Raw genomic sequence first — 23,022 nt, 5'->3', positions numbered from 1 at the left:
GCCCATGAAATTCTATAAAAAAAAATACGATATCATTGTGATAGGGGCAGGCCATGCCGGGTGCGAAGCAGCCTTTGCCGCATCGCGCATGGGATGTGAGGTGCTATTGCTCACCATTGATCTGGATAAAGTTGCCGCCATGCCGTGCAGCCCCTCCATCGGCGGCATGGCCAAGGGTCAGCTGGTCAAAGAGATTGATGCTCTGGGCGGTGTCATGGCAAAAATTTCCGATGCATCTGCCATCCAGTACCACACCTTAAACACAAGAAAAGGGCCCGCAGTGCAATCCACCCGGACCCAGAATGACAAAAACCGTTACCAGCAGATCATGAAATCCACCCTGGAAAAGGATGAGCGTATTGATCTTAAACAGGCAATGGTGGAGGAACTTGTCATTGAAAATAAAGCGGTCCAAGGCGTGGTGGATAAAACCGGCTTTGGCTTTTCCGCCCCCATTGTTATCCTGGCCACAGGCACCTTTTTGCAAGGACGTGTTCACATCGGTTCCCGTTCTTTTGATGCAGGGCGGGCCGGAGAATTTGCCGCCATGGGCCTTGCCCGATCCCTGGGTGACCATGGATTTACACTGGGCCGCATGAAAACCGGCACCCCCCCTCGAATACACAAAAGATCCATTGATTTTTCTGAATTCAATCGCCAGGAATCCGATGAAAACCCCACACCGTTTTCCTATGCCACACCCCGGGTAACCCGTCCCATGCTGTGCAGTTACATGGGCAATACAAACATGACCACCCATGACCTTGTGAGACAAAACCTCAAATATTCAGCCCTGTACGGTGGGTTTATTAAAGGTCAGTCTGCGCGGTACTGCCCCTCCTTTGAAGATAAAATTGTCAAATTCCCGGACAGGGAAAGCCACCAGGTTATTCTTGAGCACGAAGGCCTGGAGACCAATGAGATATATGCATCGGGACTTGGCAACAGTCTGCCCCTGGAGGTCCAGATTGACATTGTTCGTTCGGTAAAGGGGCTGGAGTCCGCCGAGATCATGCGCCCGGCCTATGCCATTGAGTATGGCTATGTTAACCCCCAGCAGCTGTATCCCACCCTGGAAAGTAAAGAAGTTCAAGGACTTTTCATGGCAGGGCAGATCAACGGTACCTCAGGCTACGAAGAAGCCGCAGCCCAGGGAATGTGGGCCGGAATCAATGCCGGATGCAAAGTCCAGCAACGCCCTGCTTTTATACTGGACCGATCCCAGGCTTACATGGGGGTCATGGTGGATGATCTGGTCACCCGGGGTACCCGGGAACCCTACCGGATGTTCACCTCCAGGGCAGAATATCGCCTGTTACTCCGGGAAGACAATGCAGATCTTCGACTGGCTGAAAAAGGATTTGATCTGGGCCTGGTGGATAAAAACTCCCTGGAACGCACCCGGGAAATTCAATGCGCCACCCACCGGGAAATTTCCCGCATCAGACAAACCATTGTCAAACCCACCGCAGCCGTGAATCAATGGCTTGAATCTGCCGGCAGCACTCCCCTTACCACCGGCGCAAAGCTGGACCAGCTTCTGAAAAGGGCACAGTTAAACTATTCCACAGTGGATCACATCGCAGCCCCGGAAATCCCTGTCACGCCAAGGGTAAAGCGTCAAGTGGAGGTGGAACTCAAGTATGAAGGTTACATTGCACGCCAGGTCAGAGAAATCAAAAAATTCAAAGATATGGAAAAGATCAAAATACCTTCTGATCTTGATTATAAAGAGGTCCACGGTCTTTCCAATGAAATGAGGGAAAAACTGCTTAAAATCATGCCGGAATCCCTGGGCCAGGCATCCCGCATTGACGGAATGACCCCGGCTGCCCTTTCTGTAATTATGGTGGGAATCTCTGCCCTTAGAAGATCATCACATTCTTGACACATTAAAAATTAAGTTTATTTTTCAACCATCACCGGGGAGACTTTTAGAACATGTTTCCCTGGCTTTTTTGCGTATTTTTCATGTGTCACATCAATCAGATAAAGTGATACTGTTTTCAAAAGAATGCAGATGTTTGATCCATCAATGTAAATGTCTGGCCAGTGCCCTATATTGGCTTGTTTTCTATCTGAACTGCGATTGCTATTTGAGCAGGCCAAAACAAATAAAGATATGTTACCAACAGAACATTTACGAAAAATTATAAAATATCAACTTATATAAGGAATTTAAAATGGCTGAAACAGATTACTATAAAATTCTGGGGGTCAATAAACAGGCAACCGCCTCTGATATCAAAAAAGCATACCATAAACTGGCACTGAAGTATCACCCGGATAAAAACAAGGACGATAAAGCAGCGGAAACAAAATTCAAAGAGATCAGCGAAGCCTATGCAGTGTTGAGCGATAAGGAAAAAAGAGAGCAGTACGACACCTTTGGGTCAGCAGGCTTCCAGCAACGTTACTCCCAGGAAGATATTTTCAGAAATTTTGATATTGGAGACATTTTAAAAGAATTTGGTTTTGGCGGCGGTCCAAGGGGTGGTGGCAGACAAAGCTTTGGCGGAGGGGGCTTTTCCTCCATGGGCGGCAATCCTTTTTTCGGCGGCGGGGGATGCCACGGCGGTGGATGTCACAGCGGCGGGCACCAGCGCTCCACTGCGGGACAAGATCTTGAATATGAAATTGGCCTGACACTGGAAGAGTTGTACAACGGCACAAAAAAAACAGTGACACTCAATCACGCCGGCAACAATGAAACCATCACTGTAAAAATTCCCAAAGGCATGACCCAGGGAAAAAAAATAAGGGTTCCCGGCAAGGGAGAACCCAGTCCCTACGGCGGGCCCCGGGGAAATCTGCTGATAAAATCCCGTCCCTTGGCCCATGCTCAATTTCAAATTGATGGAAATGACGTTTCCATTATAAAAACTATCAAATTAACCGAATCATTAATGGGCACCAAGGTGGATATTTCAACACCTGTGGGTAAAAATATCGCCATCACAGTACCGCCGGGGACCCGCCATAAAGCCAAAATGCGACTTGCCAAAAAGGGAATTCCCCTGATGAATTCCAGTGACTCCGGTAATTTTTTTGTTATCATTGACGTTACAATGCCGGACAAATTGACGGCTGAACAGAAAAAACTTATTGAAAAATTAGCAAAAACCGGACTATAAGTAATAACTATGACAACACTTATTCCCATGATTTCCCAAAAAGAAATCACACAAAAGGTAAAAGAGATAGGCCGACAAATATCCCTGGACTATGAAAACAAAGAATTGATCCTCATCGGCATCCTTAAAGGCTCTTTCGTTTTTCTGGCAGATTTGACCCGGGTCATCACCCTTGATCACCAGGTGGATCTTGTGGGGGTTTCCAGCTATTCAGGAACCAGCACAACGGGAATCATTAAGTTTACCAAAGAACCGGACCTTGAGCTTAAGGGTAAAGACATTCTCATTGTTGAAGACATTGTGGACACCGGCCGCACCCTGTCTGCCCTTTTAAATTTTTTTAAAACTTATGAACCCGGATCCATGAAGGTGTGCACCCTTATTGATAAAAGTGAAAGGCGGGAGACCCCGGTGGATGTGGATTATGCCTGTTTTCATCTAAATAAAGGATTCATTGTGGGATATGGCCTTGATTATGATCAAAAATACAGAAATCTTCCAGCCATATTTGACTTGAAATTATAACTACTTTTTTCTTGACTGCACTGTTCTCCACAGCCAATGATTATTTATGCGTTGAGTCTCACCTGATTTTATACCTGTGGAGGATGCGGCACGCACTGATTTCTTCAGTGAAACTGCCCCGGGGAAGCAGGAAGAAAAAAATAGATAATTTTTAATTATCTTATTTTTAGGACGGTAACGCATGATTATCATCTGTGAAAATTGTACCGCTAAATTCAAACTTGATGAATCCCTTTTAAACCCCAACGGCTCCAGAGTTCGATGCAGTCAATGCTCCCACCTGTTCATTGCCTTTCCCAAAAAATCTGCTCCAGAAAAAATTATTCCTCCGGCAGTGGAGGATCAACCCCCTGCACCGGAAAAAACACCCCTGTCTGATAAAATTGTTGCCTCTCCCCCTGTAGGTGAATTGGCTTCCCAAGGAGATTCAGGCATATCCACAACGGAATCATACTCCCCATCTTTACATACAAAAGATCCCCTGGAAACAGACGATATTGATTTTGGTGCGGATCTGGACATAGATCTGGATATGGAGTTGGATTTTTCCGAAACAGATTTTGACTTTGATGAAACCGGACTGGATCTCAAGGACCCCACTCTGGGTGACCCAGACTGCCTGGACCTGGAACTGGACATGGATGAACCAGGTGTGGACCTTTCTGATACGGCAGACGACCTTTCCATGGAAATGCCCACACCCATCCCCTCCAACGACATTGAAGAAGATTTTGACCTGGAGCTGGATCTGGACTTGGACGGACCCGATGTGGACCTTTCTGATACGGAAGAAGACCTCTCCATGGAAATGCCCACACCCATACCATCCAGTGACACCGAAGATGACTTTGACCTGGAGCTGGATCTGGACATGGATGAACCAAATGTGGATCTTTCTGATACGGAAGAAGACCTCTCCATGGAAATGACCACACCCATACCATCCAGTGACACAGAAGATGACTTTGATCTGGAACTGGATCTGGACATGGATGAAGCAGATCTGGACTTTCCTGACACAGAAGAGGACCTCTCCATGGAAATGCCCACTCCCATTCCTTCCAGTGAAACCGAAGATGACTTTGACCTGGAGTTGGATCTGGACTTGGATGAACCGGATGTGGACCTTTCTGATACGGAAGACGACCTTTCCATGGAAATGCCCACACCCATCCCCTCCAACGACATTGAAGAAGATTTTGACCTGGAGCTGGATCTGGACTTGGACGGACCCGATGTGGACCTTTCTGATACGGAAGAAGACCTCTCCATGGAAATGCCCACACCCATACCATCCAGTGACACCGAAGATGACTTTGACCTGGAGCTGGATCTGGACATGGATGAAGCAGATCTGGACCTTCCTGATACGGAAAGGGACCTCTCCATGGAAACGCCAACCCCCATTCCCTCCAATGACACGGAAAAGGATTTTGAAGAGGATTTTGATCTGGAACTGGATCTGGATCTGGATGAATCTGAGTTGGAGAAACCCCATGTTGAGAATGAGCTCTCCCCTTCCCATCAAACCATCTCACCCCATGACATGAAAGAAGAGTTTGATCTGGAGCTGGACCTGGATGAAGATGATGATGATACACCGGCAACATCAGTGGAAAAAAAGGAGGCAGCTGATCTTGTCCAGGAACAGGAAGATCCAGTAATCAAGGCAGATGTAAAAGAAAAAGATACCCCCCGGGATCCTGGGGATGACATTCCCATTTCACCCACTACATCGGATCAATCATTGTCCCGGGAGCCCTCCCCTGACATAGAAAAGAAGTCCTCGTCCATTGTAAAATTATTTATCATTTTTATTGTGCTTTTGATACTTCTGCTGGGGGCCCATGCGGCATCCTTGATGACCGGTATCACCATTCCATTTGTCTCTGATCTTCAAATCCCCTTTCTTACGGAATTGGTCACCCCAAAACCGCCACCACCGCCGCCAATACGACTGGTACCGGACAAAAAAAGCATCAGCGGACGATTTGAAATCAATCAAAAGGAAGGCAAGTTGTTTGTTATTACCGGAAAAATCCATAATACCTCCCAGGTTACATGCACCAATATTAAGGTGACAGCCTCTTTGATAAACACTGAAAAGGCTAAAATAAAATCCAAAACCGTGATCTGTGGTACCACCATCCCGGATGGACAACTCACCACATTAAATCTGGCTGCCATGGATAAAATTTTAAAAAAAACAGACCCACAGACCTCCACGTCACTGGCTCCGGGCAAATACAGTCCATTTATGATCATCTTTTCAAAACTCCCGGATAACCTTGAAAATTTCACAGTGACAGTGGGTAAATTTGACAAAAAATAAAAAAAAACGACCTGGGACAATTTAAAGCTTGACAAGATCTCCAGGCAATTGTATAAAGGCCGAGTTTTGGCGACGTAGCTCAGTTGGTTAGAGCATGCGGCTCATATCCGCAGAGTCCGGGGTTCAAATCCCTGCGTCGCTACCAGAAATTACGAAAGCCCCACCGGTAAACGGTTGGGGCTTTTTTGTTTTTTTAAAAATGCTTTAAATGATTATTTCCCATGATCTATTTCGTGTTGCGCACAAAGACGCAATTATGATAATGTGACATCATGATTTCTGATAATCACCCTCCAGCACCTGTCGCCTTGCACCGGGAAATAAATGATTTACGCAAAAAGCTGTCCCGGCAACAGCATTACATGGATAGCGTCCACGAAACAACCATGGGACTGATCCAGCAACTTGGCGTAAATACATTATTGGAAAAAATTCTTACCAAGGCAGGCCTGCTTGCTGACACACCTGACACCTTCCTCTATTTATATGATGCCCATGCAGATGAATTGGTTGTTAAACTGGGGCAGGGAATATATGTCGACCTGGTTGGTGCCCGTATAAAACCGGATCAGGGATTGGCAGGAAAAGTATACACCACCGGTGAGTCCATCCTTGTTGATGATTATAAGACCTGGCCCAAACGAATTAAACATCCTCTGTATGAAAATCTGCATTCTGCCCTTGGTATTCCTTTAAAATCAAATACCAGACCCATCGGAGTTGTTGGACTCGGTTCCTTTGATCCGGCAAAGCCCTTTGGCCCTGAGGATCTTAAACAGATGGCTCGTTTTGCAGAGCTGGCATCTGTTGCCCTTGGAAATGCACGCCTCAATGACAAACTGCAAAAAGAACTGATTGATCGCAAAAAAGCTGAAGAATCTGTGCGTATCCTTAATGCTGAACTTGAACAGCGGGTGATGGAACGAACGGCAAAACTTAAACAGGCTTTTTCTGAAATTAAAACATTAAAAGGAATACTACCAATATGTTCAGAATGCAAAAAAATCAGAAATCATAAAGGAGACTGGAAGCGGCTTGAAATATACATTGAAAAAAAATCAGAAGCATCCTTTAGCCACAGTATCTGCCCTGAATGTGCCAAAGCGTTATATCCAGATTTAGATATTTATTAGTCACAACAACAAAGACTCTATTTCAATGTCATCTATTTTTTATATGAAATACTCCGCAACCCCGGGGAGTATTTCTAACTTTGTTGTGGCGGAACCGAATCAGAATACGGTCCGCCCGTGGCGGTTATATGAAATACTCCGCAAATCAGGGGGGTATTTCAAACTTTGTTGTGGGCAGAACCGGGTCAGAATACGGTCCGCCCATGGCGGTTTATAACTCTCTCTCAACTTCAACGTGTTTATTTCTGGACAAAACCACAGCACAATCCTTGAAGATATAAAATTCTAAACTTCAGCTTTGACCATGGGCTACTCATCTTCATTTTCAATGAAAAAAAGTGTGGCACCCACAGGGGCAAAGGAAAGAAAAAGTATATTCAGCCATGGGATAAGAAAACAGATCCCAAACCCCAGATGAAAGAGAATATTCTTTTTAAAATACCGAAATCTAACAGCAAAAGTATTCATGCGCCGGGCAGGCACCAGATCGGTGTTATCCCAGGCAAGAAAAGCCCCGGCAACAAGGGCAGACACCACTGCCACCCCGGGCCCCAGCGGGGTCAACAATCCCACCACCATCAAAACCAGCATTAAAACCATGGGAATCACAGCCCGGGGGATTTCCTGGCAAATCAGATGAAATACAGTTCTCAGCAGGGACATCTTTTCAACAGGTCCATGGGTCTCTCCCTTAATTATTTTTTCTGTGATGCGTGACATGAGATCCATGATAAACACACAGAAAAACACCTGGGCAATGAGATAGGCAATAAGGCTGGAGAGCATTACCAGAAAAATGGACAAAAGCCAGGAAAGAGCCGTCCAGATATAGATCAGCCACCCCGATTCCGGCATGGTCCAGATCATGTTGAGAATTTCCCGGTGCCACACCATAATTGAGCCTGCCAGGGCCATGGAAATGATAATAACCATGACAAATCTCAACAATCCCAGCATTAAAAGCCCGGGGGTTCTCATGCCCATCAGAAGTCCTCTGAAATTATATACAATGCCTTTTATAAAATTCATTTTTCATTCCTGTTTTTTATCATTTTTTCCTCTGTCCCATTTACCTGGGAGGTCAATCGTGGAAAAGGTATTTCCGGTTTTTAACTGCTGTTGATATATCTTAAAATCCCCAAGTGTATCAACATCAAACCATATTTTTTCCACACGAACATTCAAATGCCCGGATCTGGCCATGGTGGATTCAAACACGTTGGCGGTACTCCAGGCGATGTTTTTAAACACAGGCGAAATGTCAATGCCATTTTGAAAACCGATCATATAATATCCCCCGTCCATTGCAGGACCGATCACCATGTCTGCCGTCAACAAATGCTCAAAAAAAGAATTAACCGCCACAACATCAAGCAAAGGCACATCACTTCCCATGAGCATCACCCGGCCATATCCCAGCAAAAAGGCATGTTCCATGGCCCGGGCCATTCGTTCCCCCAGGTTCCTTCCCCTTTGATAAAAATAACGTCTATTTTCACCAAATTTTTCTTTATATGATGCAATATCATGGCGGTCATCCACATAAAGGGCCAGGTCATATGAGTCAGATGTCAAATCTGCCATCTGATGTGTCACCATTTCTTCATATATGCGGGCTGCCCGGGCATACCCCATCTGTTGACCCAACCGAGTCTTTACCTTTCCGGCTTCGGGATATTTAAGAAAAAGAATTAATAATTTTTTACACATCACATCCATTCTCAATAATAAAATTTAACCAGGGTGCGGGGAGAAACGCCCAAATAATAGAACATGGCCAAAATCGGATTGCGAAGACCGGTATAGATCATCCCGTCTTTTATCCATTTTCTGGCAGAGGTCACAACCTTTACAGGCAAAATTTTAAAACCGACCCGGGTCTTTTTTACCTTCCGCATCAATGCAATGTCCTCCATAAGGGGAATTTCGGGAAACCCATTGATCTGTAAAAACAGGTCCCGGTTGATAAAAATGGCCTGGTCACCATAGGGAATCCGGGTCACCCGGGAACGGATGGAAGCCACCCGGGAAACAAATTTTAAAAAGGGGTGGGAAGAGTCAATGCACAAATCAAAGGCACCGCCTGAATTGCCGGAAAAAACGGCTTGTCCAATCAGCTGAACAAAACCATGGGGAAGCAAGGTATCGGCATGGAGAAACAGCAGGATGTCACCCACGGCCTTTTCCGCCCCCTTGTTCTGCTGGATGGCACGGCCTTTGGGTGAGGTGAGTTTTATCACACGTTTATCTGATATTAAATTAAGGGTGGAGCCCGTGGGATCACCATCCACCACAATGATTTCCAAGTTCTCTTTTCCTTTTTTTTCCAAAAGGTCGGACAAAAAACAATTAATTTTTGTTTCATGCAGCACTGGAATAATAACGGATATGAACATGGTTCTTTCCTTTTTATTAAAGCCATTTACGGTAAAACCGGATCAAAGTGACATCCAGAACCGCAAAAAGTAAAACAGGGACAATAATAAATAAAAGTGTCAACCCAGATGCAAGGGACCAGTCCGTTGAATTTAAAAAGGGAAACAGATATCCGGAATAGGAGGGCACAGAACCGCCACCAATGAGAAACACCAAAAAATAATCTGAAAATGCCACCAGAAAAACAATGGAAGACCCGGCGGTCAGTGCCGGCAGCAGCATGGGAATTTCAATTTCCCAGAGAATCTGTAAAGGTCCTGCCCCCAGATTCCTGGCACACACAACGGCATCGGGGTGAATGGTTTTATAACCGGAAATCAAGGCCCGTAACATGTAAGGATAACTGTAAACAGAAAGGATCAAGGCCACACCCAAATGGCTGTCAGCAAGCCCCAGACGGATAAACATCAAATGAACCCCAATGGAAAAGGTCATCACCGGAAGTACGGCCGGAGCCAGCAACAGGCTTTCAATGATTTTTTTTCCTGCAAATTCACGCCTGCTTAAAAATTCTGCGGGTAATAAAGAATAGACAACAGAAAGGATCACCGCAACAATGGAATAGAGAAAAGACGAGCTGATGTGAATAAAAATCTGGCTTGCATTTTCTTTAAAATAGATAAAAGTTCGGAAATTAATGGTATCCGGAAGCAGTGAGGGAAAGGCCCATTGCCCTGAAAAGCTGTACAGCACCAGCACCAACAAAGGAAATAAAAATATCATCCACAGTAATATCACCTTTAGTTTATGGTTTTTCACATAATTTCCTTATAACTGCCACGGGCAGAGCGTATCCTGGCCTCGGTCTGCCCACAACAAAATTTGAAATACACCCCCGGTTTGCGGAGTGTTTCATATAAAACGTTCATGTCTTCACGGACACAACAAATATAGGGTCGTAGACGTGGAGCCAAATGGTATAATACCGCCGCCCCCCCGATGGGCAATGGGCCCGGACCGGAACTGTAGACAGCTCAATTGTCCGGTTCCTATTGCCCATCGAGGGGGCGGCTCTGCTAAGGTAAACCTGGAGCATTATATATAAAACTACCACGGACGGACCTTATTCTGAATCCGCTCCATTAATCGTATCAGACCCAGCCCCACGCCCCAGTTTATTATAAATTTGAAAATACAAATAAGTAAACAAAGAGGAAATCAAAAATAAAATCACCAGCAGGGCCATGGCAACAGGCCGTTGGGAAAGATCGTGCCGAAAATAGTAGTCATACACCTGAAGGCTTAGCATTCCCGGGGTGCTGCTTCCCAGGATATAGGGAATTTCAAAGGCCCCGAAACTATAAATGAACAAAATCAAAAAAGTGGTGGTGAGGATCTCTTTTAAATGGGGCAGTACCACACTTAAAAAAATTCGGATCTCCCCTGCCCCCAGCTGCCGGGCCGTTTGAACATAACGTTTATCAAATTTCATCAACACGGACATAACCATTAAGGTGACAAAGGAGGTTTCTTTTAACATATATGCAACAATCTCCCCCACTCCATAGCGGCTGAAAATCAAGTTTGGAAACTGTTCCATGTGTGAAATAAGACCCAGATGATAGCACAGCGATGCAATGATGCCGGAACGACTGAGAAAAATCATGGTGATAAAAGCCACAGCAATGTGGGGAAGCACAATGGGGATCTTGTACACCACGGTTTTATTCTGCAAGATTATGGGCAGATGCCAGATTCCATAGGATAACAAGGTGCCACAAAAAATGGAGAGCCCGGCGGACACAAAGGCCACATAAAATGAAAACCAGATGGATTTCATAAAATGACCATGGGTGAAAACGATTTTGTAGGCCGTCCATATGGAATCGTAATGGACCAGGGGATTCATCATTCCCAGGGATTGGATCATTGTCAAAACAATACCGCCCACAAAAAACAGCACAAAGGGAATCAGTGCCGGAAGTAATTTGAGACAGGATTTCATGAACTGTTTTTCCAGAAAAATGAATCCAGGCCCGGCTTATTGACATGATAACGGCCGGGCCATGCAAGCCGGTGAACCATGGAAAAGTCCTCCATCAAACAAGCCCGGCCCTGCCAGGGGTTCTGATGTAATTTATTTTTTTTCCAGTACAAATCGAGCCCAGTCATTTTCCAGCCGTGTGAGGTAGGCTGCGGGAATTTCAGGCACACCGTGCCGGTTTAACACATCAAGGGGCAAGGTGGCTTTGCCCAGATCAAGCGCCCCAAAGGCCTGCTGGATGGACCCTTCCAGTTTTTCCATGTCCAGCACCGTAAAATCCCCCCAGTTTTCAGGGGCATTTTTGGAAAGTTGGGCCTCGGGGGACATGAGGAAATCAGCAAGCACCATGGCCCCGGCCAGGTTGGGCGCATTGTGGGCAATGGCCGTGAAATGCGTATTATAAATGGCCCCTTCTTTCATCACAAAGGTTCGCACAGAGTGGGGATATTTTCCTTCTATTATCTTACCGGAGGCATAAGCCTGGTGGTAAGACATGTTCATATCCACCTCACCCCGTTCAAATAAAAGCCCCAATGCCGCAATATCCTTGGGATAGACTTCTCCTTTTTGCCAGAGATATGGTTTTATTTCGGTGAGATAGGCCCATAACTGTGGAGATTTTTCTAAATAAAGTTTTTCATCAAATCCCTTCATATATTGTTCATGCCCCCCTGTGGTGGCATAGAAAAGCTGGCGGATAAAAGCCGATCCTGTGAAATCCGGCGGTTGAGGATAGGTAAATTTTCCCGGATGATTGATGATCCATTGCTTAAGCGCAGCAAAGCTTTCAGGGGGGGAAATGATTTTGGCGCTGTCATGGATAAAAACAAACTGGGCCCGGCCATAGGGCATTTCATAATTTTCCACAGGAAAGCCAAAATCAAAGGCCACAGTGGCAGGATCAACATATTTGTTAAAATTTGGTAACTTATCTGCAACGGGCCCGTACAACAAACCTGCTTCCCGGGCATTTTTAAAATTCTCCCCATTGATCCACATCACATCAACGGTACCGTTTTTTTTCCCTGCCTGTTTTTCCGTAAGAAGTTTATTTACAAACACCGAGGCATCCATGGGAACCATGTTCAATGTAAGATCATACACCTCTTTCAAACGATTGGTCACATAACTGTTTATCCATTTATTTATGGTGGCAGAACCGCCCCACATGTAAAAATTCACCGTGGTGCCCCGGGATTTTTCCAAGGCTTGATCATAGGATAAAGACTGCTGTTCCGGGGCCTTTTGTTGACAGGATAAAAGTAAAAAAACCGCAAGCAGAACAAAACCGACTTTTTTCATATACCTCTCCTTAATGATCTTTGGGATGGCCCATGTTGTGACCAAATCCGATTAGTGTAAAGATTCTTTCAATATTTTATTGATGGCAAGATCCACCACATCGCCTTTTTTAAAATGACTGTCAAGACTGTTCACGTAAAAGCCTAAATTGTCATTTTTTATATAATAGCTGATATTGGCACCAAAGAAAATAATTTCCATAATTTTCCATTCTCCCCGGGGATTGCAGGAGATGGTGGCGGCTTCGGCCCGGAAATAATATTGGTGGGTGGTAAAGTCAAGGGGTTCTTTTATGAAAATTTTATCCACAGCCTTGGGACAAAGCATATTCACCTGCCCCAGAAACGAGGCAGCTTTAATGGATATGGGCGCGTGGTAAATCCGGTCCACGGTATCAAACTGAACCAGTTTTCCATCCAGCATCACCCCGATTTTGTCGGACATGCGAAAGGCTTCCTCCTGGTCATGCATGACAGCAATGGTGGTGGTACCAAATTTTTTCTGGGTATTATGAATAAAGGAAGCGGTTTCCGCTTTAAGATTTTTATCAAGGTTGGCAAAGGGTTCATCCAAAAGTAAAACAGAAGGCGCAATAACCATGGCCCTGGCAATGGCCACCCGTTGCTGCTGGCCCGCACTCAGAGCCCTGGGGTATTGTTCTTTCTTGTCCCGGATCTGGAAACAGTCCAGCATTTCACAGACCTTTTCGTCAATGAGTTTTTTACCGGTTTTAGCCGCCCTTAACCCAAAGGCAATGTTATCATAAACCGTCATATTGGGGAACAACATGAAATTTTGGAATACCATGACAGCCGGATTTTTATCATTGTGCCCGCTTGCAAATGAGATATCACCGGAATCGGGTTGTTCCAATCCTGCAATGATTTTAAGAAGGGTGGTTTTACCCACCCCGGAAGGCCCCACAAAGGAAATTATATCCCCCCTGTCGGCGGTGAAACTGATATTTTTAAGTAATTTTTTATCCCCAAAGGATTTATTCAATTGAGTTACTTTAAAAAACATTCCATATTCCCCAGGTAGGTGTTAATTTTATTAAAGGTGGTCTTGTCCTTTAACACCCTTTCTTCACCGGTATACTCTGCATAGGCCATGAAACACCAGCTCAAGGCCCTTAAAAGAATGGTTTTTTCCAGTATGGCGGTTTTAAATGCCAGTTCATCAAATGAAAATTCCGGAGCAATTAAACGGTGGTACTGCTGCAAAAATTCAATGCGTCCTTGTGAAGTGAATTTAAAATCGCTCTTCCACAAAGTGGTGGTGGGAATAATGAAATGGGCCAGATCCTGATAGCGGCAGGAGACCACCGCCTTTTCCCAGTCCACCAGAAACCCTTTGTTATCCTGGATGATAAAATTACCGGAATTGACCTCGGTATTAACAATGCAAAGGGGCTCCCGGGCAAACAGGCTCCGGTGATCTTGTCTGAGTTTTAAAATTTTCTCATGGTAGGCAAGAAGCATGTTTTTTTCTTTGACCAGGGGATGATCAGAAAATCTATGCAAAAGTTGATAACTCTCCCGGGCAATGTCCCCCATGGGATCTTTCTGGCATACCATTTTATCGGATATGGGCAATTGATGAATGGCGGCAAAAACGGGGGGAACCTTGTTAAGATCTTTATCAAACAAAAAACTGCGGCCGGGGATAAAATCCATGAGCAATACCCCTCCCAGGGCCGAATGGGAGGCCACATACCGGGGGGTTGGGGTGACAAAGGAAGCTTGAACAGCCCTTAGTACATCATATTCATACCGTATCTGATCGGACCGGTTTAACTGGGTGCCGCGGTTAATGCGAAAAACATATTTTTGCCCATGGGCGGTAACAAGATAATTTTCATTGTACTCTCCTGCTGCCAGAAATGAAATATCATCAACCCTGTCAAGCCACTTCTTTTCCCTGATAATCTGCCCAATGCAGGTAAATATTTTTTTTTCATTCATATGCTGCCCATAGCTCCATTCACTTGATAAGCCGACTTCCTCCCTGTCAGATATAATTGCCGCGGACAAATTTTGTTTTGATTTTGCTCTGCCCACAACAAAACATACAAACCCGTGCCTCACACGAGTTTTCTTATGGAACGGTCATGTCCCGGCAGGCACAGCGAATAATGAAAAAATCAAGAAAAAGCGCACTCATCATCAATACCTTCACCAAACTGAAAATTGATGTGAAATTTGGCAATCATAATACTATCAATTGTATTGAAACTTGTGTCTGAATCACAATCTATATTTTAAATTCCCAGCTAACATAAAATTGGCGAAGGTATTAATCATTGGTCACATCAATCAAAATCATTGATAATCCCTGCCAAATTGTTCAAGCCTCTCAGCCAGGATTCCAAGCTCATCTTCACCAATCTGTGACATACACACCCGCATGCCTTCATGATCACTTCCCGTACCGGAAAGGGCAATGGCACTGATACCGTAATATAACAGCCTTTCCACAAGTTCTGCCCCGGTCATGCCGGGAAAAGAAACGGTAAAATAAAACCCGTCCCCCAGCACCTCTTCCAGGTCCATGCTGTATACAATGTCAAATCCTGCTTTTTTAAACAAGGTTTTTATGGCAACGGCCCTTTCTCCATACACCCTGACACTTTCCACAAAATTAAAATCACCGTCATTGGCTGCCTTTAACATGGCAGCAAGACCATACTGGGCAGAATGGGATGTGCCGGATGAAAAAGAGTAAAGTATTTTATAAATCAAGGTATAGCCAAATTTATCTGAGCCAAAGCGTTCTTTTAAATGGAAATTTTGGCGGTGATAAAGATCCGGGGAAATAACAAGCAGTCCCACCCGCTGCCCGGCATAACTAAAGGCTTTGGAACTTGAGATAAGAAGAATATAATTATTGGTATATTTTGCAACAGTGGGTTGAAAAGGTGGCCTGCCCGGCATGGAAAGATCCTTTCTGAAATCCATGGCAAAATAGGCCAGATCTTCAATCACAATCACATCATATTTATCTGCCAGCTTTGCAATTGTTTGAAGTTCATCTTCGTTCAGGCAGATCCATGACGGATTGTTGGGGTTGGAGTAGACAATGGCAGAGATATTTCCCTTGGAAAGATAGGATTCAAGCTTTTGTTCAAGCTTGTCTCCCCTGTGATTGTAAACGTCAAAAGCTTCATATTTCCGGCCTAAAACATTGAGCTGCTGTTTTTGAACCGGAAATCCAGGGTCCATAAACAAAATGGTGTTCTTTACCGTGTCCATGTTGCCAAGGATCATAAAACTTGCATACCCCCCCTGCATGGAACCCACAGTCGGTATACAACATTCCCGGGGCACATCCACATCCATGAACATTTTTATAAATCTGGAGGCTTCTTTTTTAAGGGGTAAAATTCCTTCAAGCATGGGGTATTTGGCTGCAACCCCATTTTTCAGGGCCTCAATTTCACCGTGAATACCGACTTCAGGGGGGGCAAGCCCTGGAACACCCATCTCCATGCGAACAAATTTTTCACCGGATGCCTGCTGGATTTCATTGGCAATCTTAACAATTTCCCGGATGGTTCCATTGCCAATGGAAGGAACGCCTGAATTTTTGATTTTTTCTTTGACCAGACCGAAATCCACAGGTGTATTCTGATTTTTAAACTCCGTTATCATGACGACAAAACCCCTTTTTTGTTTTCTACTTAGAATTTACAGTATCATTTTTAATCACAAATATAATCAAATCGACTATAAAATCCTTTGAGTTTTTTGTCCAATAATTAATTTAGGAATGAGCACGAAATAACATTTCCATTTTAAAAACTACAGATTCTGTGGTTAAACAAATCTGGCGAGTTTTTAATCTGACTTTTCCCCAGGGTACTGCCAAACCTTACGTTTTAAGTCACAAAGGTGAAAAAAAAGTATTAACTTAGCTTGCTGTATTCCATGGATGCCGCTCCGGGAAAAAGCTAAACTTCTGGAATCAATCTCCATCATTGCCCATGCGATCATGTATCATATAAAATTGTTCATGGACCTCCATGAATGCCTTGACCAAATCAGGATCAAAGTGTTGCCCCCTGCCTTCCAGGATTATCCCGCACGCTTTCCCATGATCAAAACCCGGCTTATATGGGCGTATGGATCTTAAAGCGTCATAGACATCTGAAATGGCCATGATCCGGGCACAAAGTGGAATATCTTCCCCGGCCAATCCATCCGGATAACCGCTGCCATCCCATTTTTCATGATGTGAACGGGCAATATCAATTCCCAGATTAACAAAATCATTATTTGGATATCTGCTGCGTGCCGCCTCCAGTGTCTCAGCGCCTATGACGGTATGCGTTTTCATCACCTCACACTCCTCCAGGGTCAACCTGCCCGGTTTTAAAAGGATATGATCCGGTATGCCCACCTTGCCGATGTCGTGCAAAGGGGATGCATGGTAGAGATTATAAATATAGACATCGGTGATGCGGTCTTTATAAAGGGGCATTTCCTTCAATTTTTTCGCCAGAACTCTGTTAAAAGCCATTGTACGTTCTATGTGATGCCCCGTATCATCATCCCGGGATTCCACCAATTTTGACAAAGAACGAATGGTTGCAAGATGAGATATTGAAATTTCCTGAATTTTTTCCTGCACCAGGTTTTCCAGATAAAGGTTTTGGTGCTTTAATTCCAGCTGTAGCCGTCGAAGATGCAAATGGGTTTCAACACGGGCGAGGACCTCTTCAAGCTGAAACGGCTTGGTAACATAGTCAACGCCGCCTGAGGAAAATGCCCTGACCTTATCTGCTGAATCGGACAAAGCACTGATGAAAAGTACAGGAATTTCTTTCAGCACCCTGTCGGCCTTTAAATTCCGGCACACTTCAAAGCCATCCATATCCGGCATCATGATATCCAGCATGATTAGATCCGGTGGCTTTCTACCGGCGGCTTTCAAGGCCATCCTGCCGCTGGGAAATGCCACCACCCGATAGCCCTTGGTCTGGAGCATATTTTGCAACAGTCTCAAATTGGCAGGGGTATCATCCACCACCATGATAGTTGTTGTATTAGACGTCTCATCCATTATTATCTCCTTCGCGCTTCAACCAAATACGAAGTTTTTCATAGTTAAAATCAGCGGCCAGTACCCGCAGCTCAGATGCCGCAATGCTGTCAATGGCTTCCGCCTTGACAATCAACTCGGTCAGGCTGGCGATATCGCCGTCTGCCACGGCCCCGTCCATCTCCCTTATCATCTCTGTGGGCAATGCTGCCAGGGAGCCCATGTCCAGGGAATGCGATTTTAAGGTACCGGGTACAGCAGTTATCTCATCTGCATAAATATATCCCAGCCCCAGGGTTGTCTCAAGAGCCCCAAACAATTCTTCAGAGCGAAAAGGTTTGCGAAGATAAAAATCAACGCCACTGTTCATCACCTGTTTTCTGGAATCTTCAAAGGCACTGGCAGTAACGGCAATTATAGGAATGTGACGGGTGTTGGCTTTCGCTTTGATCCGCCGGGTGGCTTCGTATCCATCCATAACCGGCATACGCATATCCATGAGAACAGCATGGGGAGACCACTTTGCCACATGCTTCAATGCCTCTGCCCCGTTGACTGCTTCTGCAATTTCAAACCCCACCGGCTGGAGCAGCCCACGCAAAAGCGTACGGTTATCCGCCATGTCATCCACAACCAGGATGCGACACGGGGCCATATCCGGCTTAATAGCCACAATCTGACGACGGGCCAGTTCCCTGGGAATTTCAGGTGCATTGACCAAAGAAACCGGCACATCAAATCTAAAACAACTGCCCTTGGATACCCGACTTGTCACAGTGATTGTACCGCCCATCATCTCAATGAACCGACGACTGATGGGTAGACCAAGGCCCGTACCGCCCTCAATATTACCGGTTTCCGCCTGGTGAAAGGGATCAAATATGTTACCCAGATCTTCCTCGGGGATGCCCGGCCCGGAATCTTCCACTTCCATCTTCAGGCAAAGTTTCCTATCCTCATCCTCTCCTGCATGTTTTCCCTTAACGGCCCCAGCCGTCACCCGTAAGGCCACCCCACCTGCTTTTGTAAATTTCACGGCGTTGCCCATGAGGTTGATTATTATCTGACGCAGCTTGTTTTCATCTGCTGACACGTATTGGGGTACGCTTTCCTCCCGCTCCACATAGAGCTGCAATCCCTTGGCATGGGCCCGGGAACGAAACATTGTGGTTAAATCCTCCAGAAAATCGTGCAGGCAAAAGGAAACCGGAGACAAAACGCTCTTACCTGCCTCAATTTTAGATATATCCAAGATATCATTAATAAGTTTCAGCAGATGTTCGCCACTGCAACGAATGCTTCGGATATGTTCTGCCTGATCAGGGGTGAGCTGGGAATCATGCTCCAGTAGCTGGGCAAATCCCAGAATGGCATTCATGGGGGTGCGAATCTCATGACTCATATTGGCCAGGAATACGCTTTTTGCCCGATCTGCGGTTTCTGCTCGATGTCTTGCGGACTCCAGATCCCGGGTACGTTCTTCCACCCGTCGTTCCAGGTTGGCATTGCTCAAGCGCAATTCTTCCTCTGCTTTCCTGCGACGGGTGATATCCTGGGACAGCACAAAAAGTCCTTCGGAAATGGGTTGAATAAAAAACTCAAACCAGTTGATTTTACCGTCAAGATAATCAGATTGTGCCTCTATTCGCCGTGGGGTCCGGTCTTCCATGCAACACTTCATTGCTGCAAAAAGCGTTGTTCCCCGAAGATCGGGCCAGGCTGTTTCCAATGTCATGCCCATGAGCTTTTCCCTGGACTTACCAAGCTGCTTTTCAGCCTCAGGGTTCACATAGAGATAACGCCAGTCCCTGTCAATGATACGACACCCTTCCATCATGGAATCCATGGTTTCGGTCAATCGTCTGCCCAGAGCATGGGCATCCTCCTCCATCTGAAAACGGACAATGGCATTACCCATGAAGCGGACAATGGCTTCAAGGCAGGTTCGGCGAAACTCAACAATTGGATTCTGGACAAATGCCCCGGCATAAAGACATCCTATCACCCTTCCATGATCATGAATGGGTAAAATGGCCACCTCCATAAACCTTTGATTTTCCGAGCATTCATCTTGGTTAAAGCTGGACGGCACATCCCTGTAGGGCATATACACAGCCTCTCCTGCCATGATCATCCGGCTTAGCTTTGTACCTTTTTCCCACCGGGATAAAAGATCTCCACATGCCACGGTATCTCCCCCGTGGCAAGCCAAATCAAATCCAATCCCGGCTTTATCCAGAAGATAGATTCCGGCAACATTAATTCCTGATACATCAAGAACAGCACTCACACAGGCCCTAAGTCCGTCATCCAGTATGGATGCTGTACTCAGACGAAGGGCAAGATCCCGTTCAATGCGGGTCAAGGCCACCATATTTTCCCGGAAAGTAACATCCCTGGCAACAGAAATAATGGAGTCAACTCCACCGTTTTTTAAAAAAAAATTACTGCTGATCTCAAGGGCTATACGCTGTCCGTTTTTTGCTATAACAGAATAGACTGTGGGTGGAACCACCTTTCCTGAGAAACAGACCTGAGCATCTGCAACAGCCCGCTCAACATCTTCCCAAACCAGCAAATTAAGATCAAGAAAGGATCTGCCCACAAGCACATCCGCGCGGTAGCCCAAAAGACGTTCAACCGATGGTGAGATATAGGTGATTCGAAACTCCCGATCCAGACAATAAAGAATATCGGAAACATTCTCAAAATGAATGCGATATCGCTCTTCACTGGCCTTCAAATCCCGGGTCCGCCGCGCCACCTGGTGTTTCAAGACAGCCATGAAAACAAAAGCCACCACCAAAAGAAAACCACCCAACACCAGGCTGCAAAAAACCCATGCCGGGATCTCGGGATCATGACCGGACCATAATAATTTTTTTAAATGCCGGTAATAGATAGAGGCTTTATCAGCTTTAAGGGCACTCAGGTGGGTATCGATGGCGGCAAGCAGGTCTGGCTGCATGCCCTTTAGGACAGCAAAATGAAAATTGAGAGGACTGAACACAATGGAAGTTCTTTTTACCTTATGCTTTTTCTCGTGTGCCATGCCATAAAACTGACTGATTAGAGCGGCACTTGCCCGGCCCTGATCCACTGCGTCAAAGGCATCTTTATAGCTATCCACCGGCACAATGGTGCAGGGAATATCAAACTGTTTAAAAACCTCCATGGCAACGCCGCCCTGCATGGCTGCAATGGATTTGTTTGCAAGATCTGTAATCTCTGTGACAGCCTGGTGTTCGTGGACATAGACCACTACCCAGTTGGAAAGCACAGATACCTGATTAAAATCCAAATGAGTCACCCGGTCCGAGGACCAGGCAACGTCCATCATCACATCAATTTCACCACTATCCAACCAATCCAGACACTGCTGCCACACCCCGGGAACATAAACGACCTTCCAATTCTCCTTACGGGCAATATGATCAAAAATGCCAACCCAGATACCACCGGCTTTACCGTTTTTGTCCACAAAAAGTTTAGGTGGACTTTGATATACCCCCACCCGGATGGTTGTTGAAGCAGCCGGAGCCGCGATCGGTACAGCCAGATTCACAAACAGAACCACCAGAAACAGACATCTAATTGTCATGGTAGAATATTCACCATATATAAAATATTATCACACAATAGCCGACGTTATGACCAAGCCTCAAGAAAGCATATACCAAAAGAACATTCTTACCCGGTCTGTTAATTAAACTGCAAATTTCAAACCTGTCCGAGTGGCGTTTTGTTCACCCGTACGAATCGAGTTGTTTGGATTTATTAAACAGCACCAGCCTATTTTTCTGCAAAGCAGTTAACATTTTCTTGAAGAAATTCCCAGAAAATAACAAAATCTCTTTTAGAAAATATTGGGTAGAGAATGAACAGATTTAAGTTTGTCATTCTGATTGATTTTAAAATAAAATTTGAGATATACTAAAAGAGAGGAATCGACCAGGCAAAAAAAAGAGCAGCCAAAGCTGCTCTAAAATTTTCAAAGTGGCGTCCCCAAGAGGACGCGTCCAGTATTATAGTTACCTACAAAAATATCGATTATCGCATCATCGTTTGAACACGATGTACTTTCCCGAAGCGGAAATCACCGGGGTATGCTCGCAGTAACTTTCGAACTGTGTCCGAGATGGGTGGTAGCGCTCGATGTTGACGAGGTAATCCACCAGTTCATCGGTCACGACCCTCGGCTCAAAGCCGAGGGTGGCCTTCGCACCCAAACAGCCCAGGTTGTCAGAGCAGACGCCGAACCATCTTAAGTAAGCGATTTTAAAAACCGCAAAACCAAAACCAGAGGAGAATTGAGCAATGAAAATTTTAGGCATTTCAGGCAGCCCGAGAAAAGAAGACAAATCAGGAACCCATGCATTGGTTACAACCGTATTAGAAAATACAGGCATTGAATACAAAATGGTGTCCTTGAGAGGCAAAACCGTAAACGGATGCATTGCTTGTCTGGGATGTGTAAAGGACAATATTTGTAAAGTTGATGATGATCTTGCGCCATTACGTCAGGATATTCTTGAGGCAGATGCCTATGTTTTCGGTGCACCCAATTATTATTCGGGCATGAATGCCCTTACCCATGCATTCATGGAACGGTTCTATCAATTCAGACACCAGACAGCAGATCTGCTCTGGGGGAAACTGGCAGTGGCTGTGGGTGTGGGTGGAACAGCAGGGCAGGCACCTGCAGATGATATAGAAAAATTCTTCATGTACAATTTTATAGAAACCGTTGCCAAAGTCGATGGTCAGGGAGCAGCATCCTGTTATAGTTGCGGCCATGGTGAAACCTGTCAGGTAGGCATTCCTGTCATGCTGCATGGCGAAGGGGTAAAGTTTACGCCGGAAATGATTCCCAATGTCAAAAAACAAGTCGATGTCATGGCATCGGCAGCAGCCGCAGGAAAAGTGTTGGGCGAACGACTAAAAAATAATCACGACCGGATGAAAGTGGCTATGGGTGTGAAAGAAAAAATGATGTCTCTGTTTGAGGAAAGTGCATAAATTTCAGTAGTGGTGACCGGTATTCTTAGATTCTTATCTCTTATTTTCGTGTTGTTTTGGCAAAAGAATTATGTAGACTACTCATAACTATTTGCCAATTCAGGGATTATCACCATT

General features: G+C 45.3%; 19 protein-coding genes and 1 tRNA gene. 8 read left to right on the top strand and 12 right to left on the bottom strand.

Features of this window, described 5'->3' with window-relative positions; translation table 11 throughout:
• The first annotated feature begins 4 nt into the window (after positions 1–4).
• The 7 genes from mnmG (at position 5) to B9A32_RS21630 (ending at position 7,405) form a co-directional block, all read left to right on the top strand.
• Positions 5–1,888 carry a tRNA uridine-5-carboxymethylaminomethyl(34) synthesis enzyme MnmG gene (gene mnmG, locus B9A32_RS07850; protein WP_084068249.1) on the top strand — a complete coding sequence of 628 codons (1,884 nt, stop codon included), beginning with the start codon at positions 5–7 and terminating at the stop codon, positions 1,886–1,888.
• Positions 1,889–2,183: 295 nt separating this feature from the next.
• Positions 2,184–3,134 (top strand): DnaJ C-terminal domain-containing protein, encoded by a 951-nt coding sequence (locus B9A32_RS07845; protein WP_084068248.1) that lies wholly within the window; start codon positions 2,184–2,186, stop codon positions 3,132–3,134.
• 9 nt (positions 3,135–3,143) lie between these two features.
• Positions 3,144–3,659: a hypoxanthine phosphoribosyltransferase gene (gene hpt, locus B9A32_RS07840; RefSeq protein ID WP_084068247.1), complete on the top strand. Its 516-nt coding sequence runs from the start codon at positions 3,144–3,146 to the stop codon at positions 3,657–3,659.
• A 181-nt stretch (positions 3,660–3,840) separates the two neighbouring features.
• Entirely contained in the window at positions 3,841–5,991 is a 2,151-nt protein-coding gene (locus B9A32_RS07835) for a zinc-ribbon domain-containing protein (protein WP_084068246.1), read from the top strand.
• A gap of 68 nt (positions 5,992–6,059) precedes the next feature.
• Positions 6,060–6,136: transfer RNA gene (locus tag B9A32_RS07830), tRNA-Met, on the top strand.
• A 127-nt stretch (positions 6,137–6,263) separates the two neighbouring features.
• Positions 6,264–7,124, top strand: a complete 861-nt coding sequence (locus B9A32_RS07825; protein WP_084068245.1) for a GAF domain-containing protein — start codon at positions 6,264–6,266, stop codon at positions 7,122–7,124.
• A gap of 128 nt (positions 7,125–7,252) precedes the next feature.
• Positions 7,253–7,405 carry a hypothetical protein gene (locus B9A32_RS21630; RefSeq protein ID WP_212637859.1) on the top strand — a complete coding sequence of 51 codons (153 nt, stop codon included), beginning with the start codon at positions 7,253–7,255 and terminating at the stop codon, positions 7,403–7,405.
• Positions 7,406–7,433: 28 nt separating this feature from the next.
• On the opposite strand, the gene B9A32_RS07820 is transcribed toward B9A32_RS21630, so the two are convergent.
• The 12 genes from B9A32_RS07820 to B9A32_RS21070 form a co-directional block, all read right to left on the bottom strand.
• Positions 7,434–8,153: an EI24 domain-containing protein gene (locus B9A32_RS07820; RefSeq protein WP_084068244.1), complete on the bottom strand. Its 720-nt coding sequence runs from the start codon at positions 8,151–8,153 to the stop codon at positions 7,434–7,436.
• Between the two features lie 3 nt (positions 8,154–8,156).
• Positions 8,157–8,834, bottom strand: coding sequence for a TIGR04282 family arsenosugar biosynthesis glycosyltransferase (locus B9A32_RS07815; protein ID WP_170923757.1), 678 nt, complete (start codon positions 8,832–8,834; stop codon positions 8,157–8,159).
• 11 nt (positions 8,835–8,845) lie between these two features.
• Positions 8,846–9,520: a TIGR04283 family arsenosugar biosynthesis glycosyltransferase gene (locus B9A32_RS07810; protein ID WP_084068242.1), complete on the bottom strand. Its 675-nt coding sequence runs from the start codon at positions 9,518–9,520 to the stop codon at positions 8,846–8,848.
• 16 nt (positions 9,521–9,536) lie between these two features.
• Positions 9,537–10,319 carry an ABC transporter permease gene (locus B9A32_RS07805; protein ID WP_139795756.1) on the bottom strand — a complete coding sequence of 261 codons (783 nt, stop codon included), beginning with the start codon at positions 10,317–10,319 and terminating at the stop codon, positions 9,537–9,539.
• 304 nt (positions 10,320–10,623) lie between these two features.
• Positions 10,624–11,505 (bottom strand): ABC transporter permease, encoded by an 882-nt coding sequence (locus B9A32_RS07800; RefSeq protein WP_084068241.1) that lies wholly within the window; start codon positions 11,503–11,505, stop codon positions 10,624–10,626.
• A gap of 132 nt (positions 11,506–11,637) precedes the next feature.
• Positions 11,638–12,846 (bottom strand): ABC transporter substrate-binding protein, encoded by a 1,209-nt coding sequence (locus B9A32_RS07795; protein ID WP_084068240.1) that lies wholly within the window; start codon positions 12,844–12,846, stop codon positions 11,638–11,640.
• A gap of 51 nt (positions 12,847–12,897) precedes the next feature.
• Positions 12,898–13,869, bottom strand: coding sequence for an ABC transporter ATP-binding protein (locus B9A32_RS07790; protein WP_084068239.1), 972 nt, complete (start codon positions 13,867–13,869; stop codon positions 12,898–12,900).
• A complete protein-coding gene (locus B9A32_RS07785; protein WP_084068238.1) occupies positions 13,854–14,810 on the bottom strand; it encodes a phosphotransferase in 957 nt (318 codons plus the stop codon). The genes B9A32_RS07790 and B9A32_RS07785 overlap by 16 nt, the downstream gene beginning before the upstream one ends.
• Positions 14,811–15,167: 357 nt before the next feature.
• A complete protein-coding gene (locus tag B9A32_RS07780; protein ID WP_084068237.1) occupies positions 15,168–16,496 on the bottom strand; it encodes a pyridoxal phosphate-dependent aminotransferase in 1,329 nt (442 codons plus the stop codon).
• 313 nt (positions 16,497–16,809) lie between these two features.
• Positions 16,810–17,907, bottom strand: coding sequence for a response regulator (locus B9A32_RS07775; RefSeq protein WP_084068236.1), 1,098 nt, complete (start codon positions 17,905–17,907; stop codon positions 16,810–16,812).
• Complete coding sequence (locus tag B9A32_RS07770) at positions 17,900–21,487, bottom strand: PAS domain S-box protein (protein WP_084068235.1); 3,588 nt, start codon at positions 21,485–21,487, stop codon at positions 17,900–17,902. Before B9A32_RS07770 ends, B9A32_RS07775 begins: the two co-directional genes overlap by 8 nt.
• 457 nt (positions 21,488–21,944) lie before the next feature.
• Positions 21,945–22,220 (bottom strand): DUF169 domain-containing protein, encoded by a 276-nt coding sequence (locus B9A32_RS21070; RefSeq protein WP_170923756.1) that lies wholly within the window; start codon positions 22,218–22,220, stop codon positions 21,945–21,947.
• On the opposite strand from B9A32_RS21070, the gene B9A32_RS07765 reads away from it, so the two are divergent.
• Positions 22,204–22,905 (top strand): flavodoxin family protein, encoded by a 702-nt coding sequence (locus B9A32_RS07765; RefSeq protein ID WP_084068234.1) that lies wholly within the window; start codon positions 22,204–22,206, stop codon positions 22,903–22,905. The two genes, B9A32_RS21070 and B9A32_RS07765, sit on opposite strands and share 17 nt — an antisense overlap.
• Positions 22,906–23,022: the final 117 nt, after the last annotated feature.

This window comes from Desulfocicer vacuolatum DSM 3385 (assembly GCF_900176365.1).
Lineage (GTDB): Bacteria > Desulfobacterota > Desulfobacteria > Desulfobacterales > Desulfobacteraceae > Desulfocicer > Desulfocicer vacuolatum.
Note: the sequence above shows the minus strand (reverse complement) of the source record. Positions and strands in the feature narration are given on the sequence as shown.

Bases quoted from the DNA above. Each gene is read 5' to 3' on its own strand.
- B9A32_RS07795 (WP_084068240.1), bottom strand. From the start codon at position 12,846: ATGAAAAAAGTCGGTTTTGTTCTGCTTGCGGTTTTTTTACTTTTATCC.
- B9A32_RS21630 (WP_212637859.1), top strand. From the start codon at position 7,253: ATGAAATACTCCGCAAATCAGGGGGGTATTTCAAACTTTGTTGTGGGC.
- B9A32_RS21070 (WP_170923756.1), bottom strand. From the start codon at position 22,220: ATGCCTAAAATTTTCATTGCTCAATTCTCCTCTGGTTTTGGTTTTGCG.
- B9A32_RS07775 (WP_084068236.1), bottom strand. From the start codon at position 17,907: ATGGATGAGACGTCTAATACAACAACTATCATGGTGGTGGATGATACC.
- hpt (WP_084068247.1), top strand. From the start codon at position 3,144: ATGACAACACTTATTCCCATGATTTCCCAAAAAGAAATCACACAAAAG.
- B9A32_RS07765 (WP_084068234.1), top strand. From the start codon at position 22,204: ATGAAAATTTTAGGCATTTCAGGCAGCCCGAGAAAAGAAGACAAATCA.
- B9A32_RS07800 (WP_084068241.1), bottom strand. From the start codon at position 11,505: ATGAAATCCTGTCTCAAATTACTTCCGGCACTGATTCCCTTTGTGCTG.
- B9A32_RS07845 (WP_084068248.1), top strand. From the start codon at position 2,184: ATGGCTGAAACAGATTACTATAAAATTCTGGGGGTCAATAAACAGGCA.
- B9A32_RS07825 (WP_084068245.1), top strand. From the start codon at position 6,264: ATGATTTCTGATAATCACCCTCCAGCACCTGTCGCCTTGCACCGGGAA.
- B9A32_RS07785 (WP_084068238.1), bottom strand. From the start codon at position 14,810: ATGAATGAAAAAAAAATATTTACCTGCATTGGGCAGATTATCAGGGAA.
- B9A32_RS07810 (WP_084068242.1), bottom strand. From the start codon at position 9,520: ATGTTCATATCCGTTATTATTCCAGTGCTGCATGAAACAAAAATTAAT.
- B9A32_RS07835 (WP_084068246.1), top strand. From the start codon at position 3,841: ATGATTATCATCTGTGAAAATTGTACCGCTAAATTCAAACTTGATGAA.
- B9A32_RS07815 (WP_170923757.1), bottom strand. From the start codon at position 8,834: ATGTGTAAAAAATTATTAATTCTTTTTCTTAAATATCCCGAAGCCGGA.
- B9A32_RS07820 (WP_084068244.1), bottom strand. From the start codon at position 8,153: ATGAATTTTATAAAAGGCATTGTATATAATTTCAGAGGACTTCTGATG.
- B9A32_RS07780 (WP_084068237.1), bottom strand. From the start codon at position 16,496: ATGATAACGGAGTTTAAAAATCAGAATACACCTGTGGATTTCGGTCTG.
- B9A32_RS07790 (WP_084068239.1), bottom strand. From the start codon at position 13,869: ATGTTTTTTAAAGTAACTCAATTGAATAAATCCTTTGGGGATAAAAAA.
- mnmG (WP_084068249.1), top strand. From the start codon at position 5: ATGAAATTCTATAAAAAAAAATACGATATCATTGTGATAGGGGCAGGC.
- B9A32_RS07770 (WP_084068235.1), bottom strand. From the start codon at position 21,487: ATGACAATTAGATGTCTGTTTCTGGTGGTTCTGTTTGTGAATCTGGCT.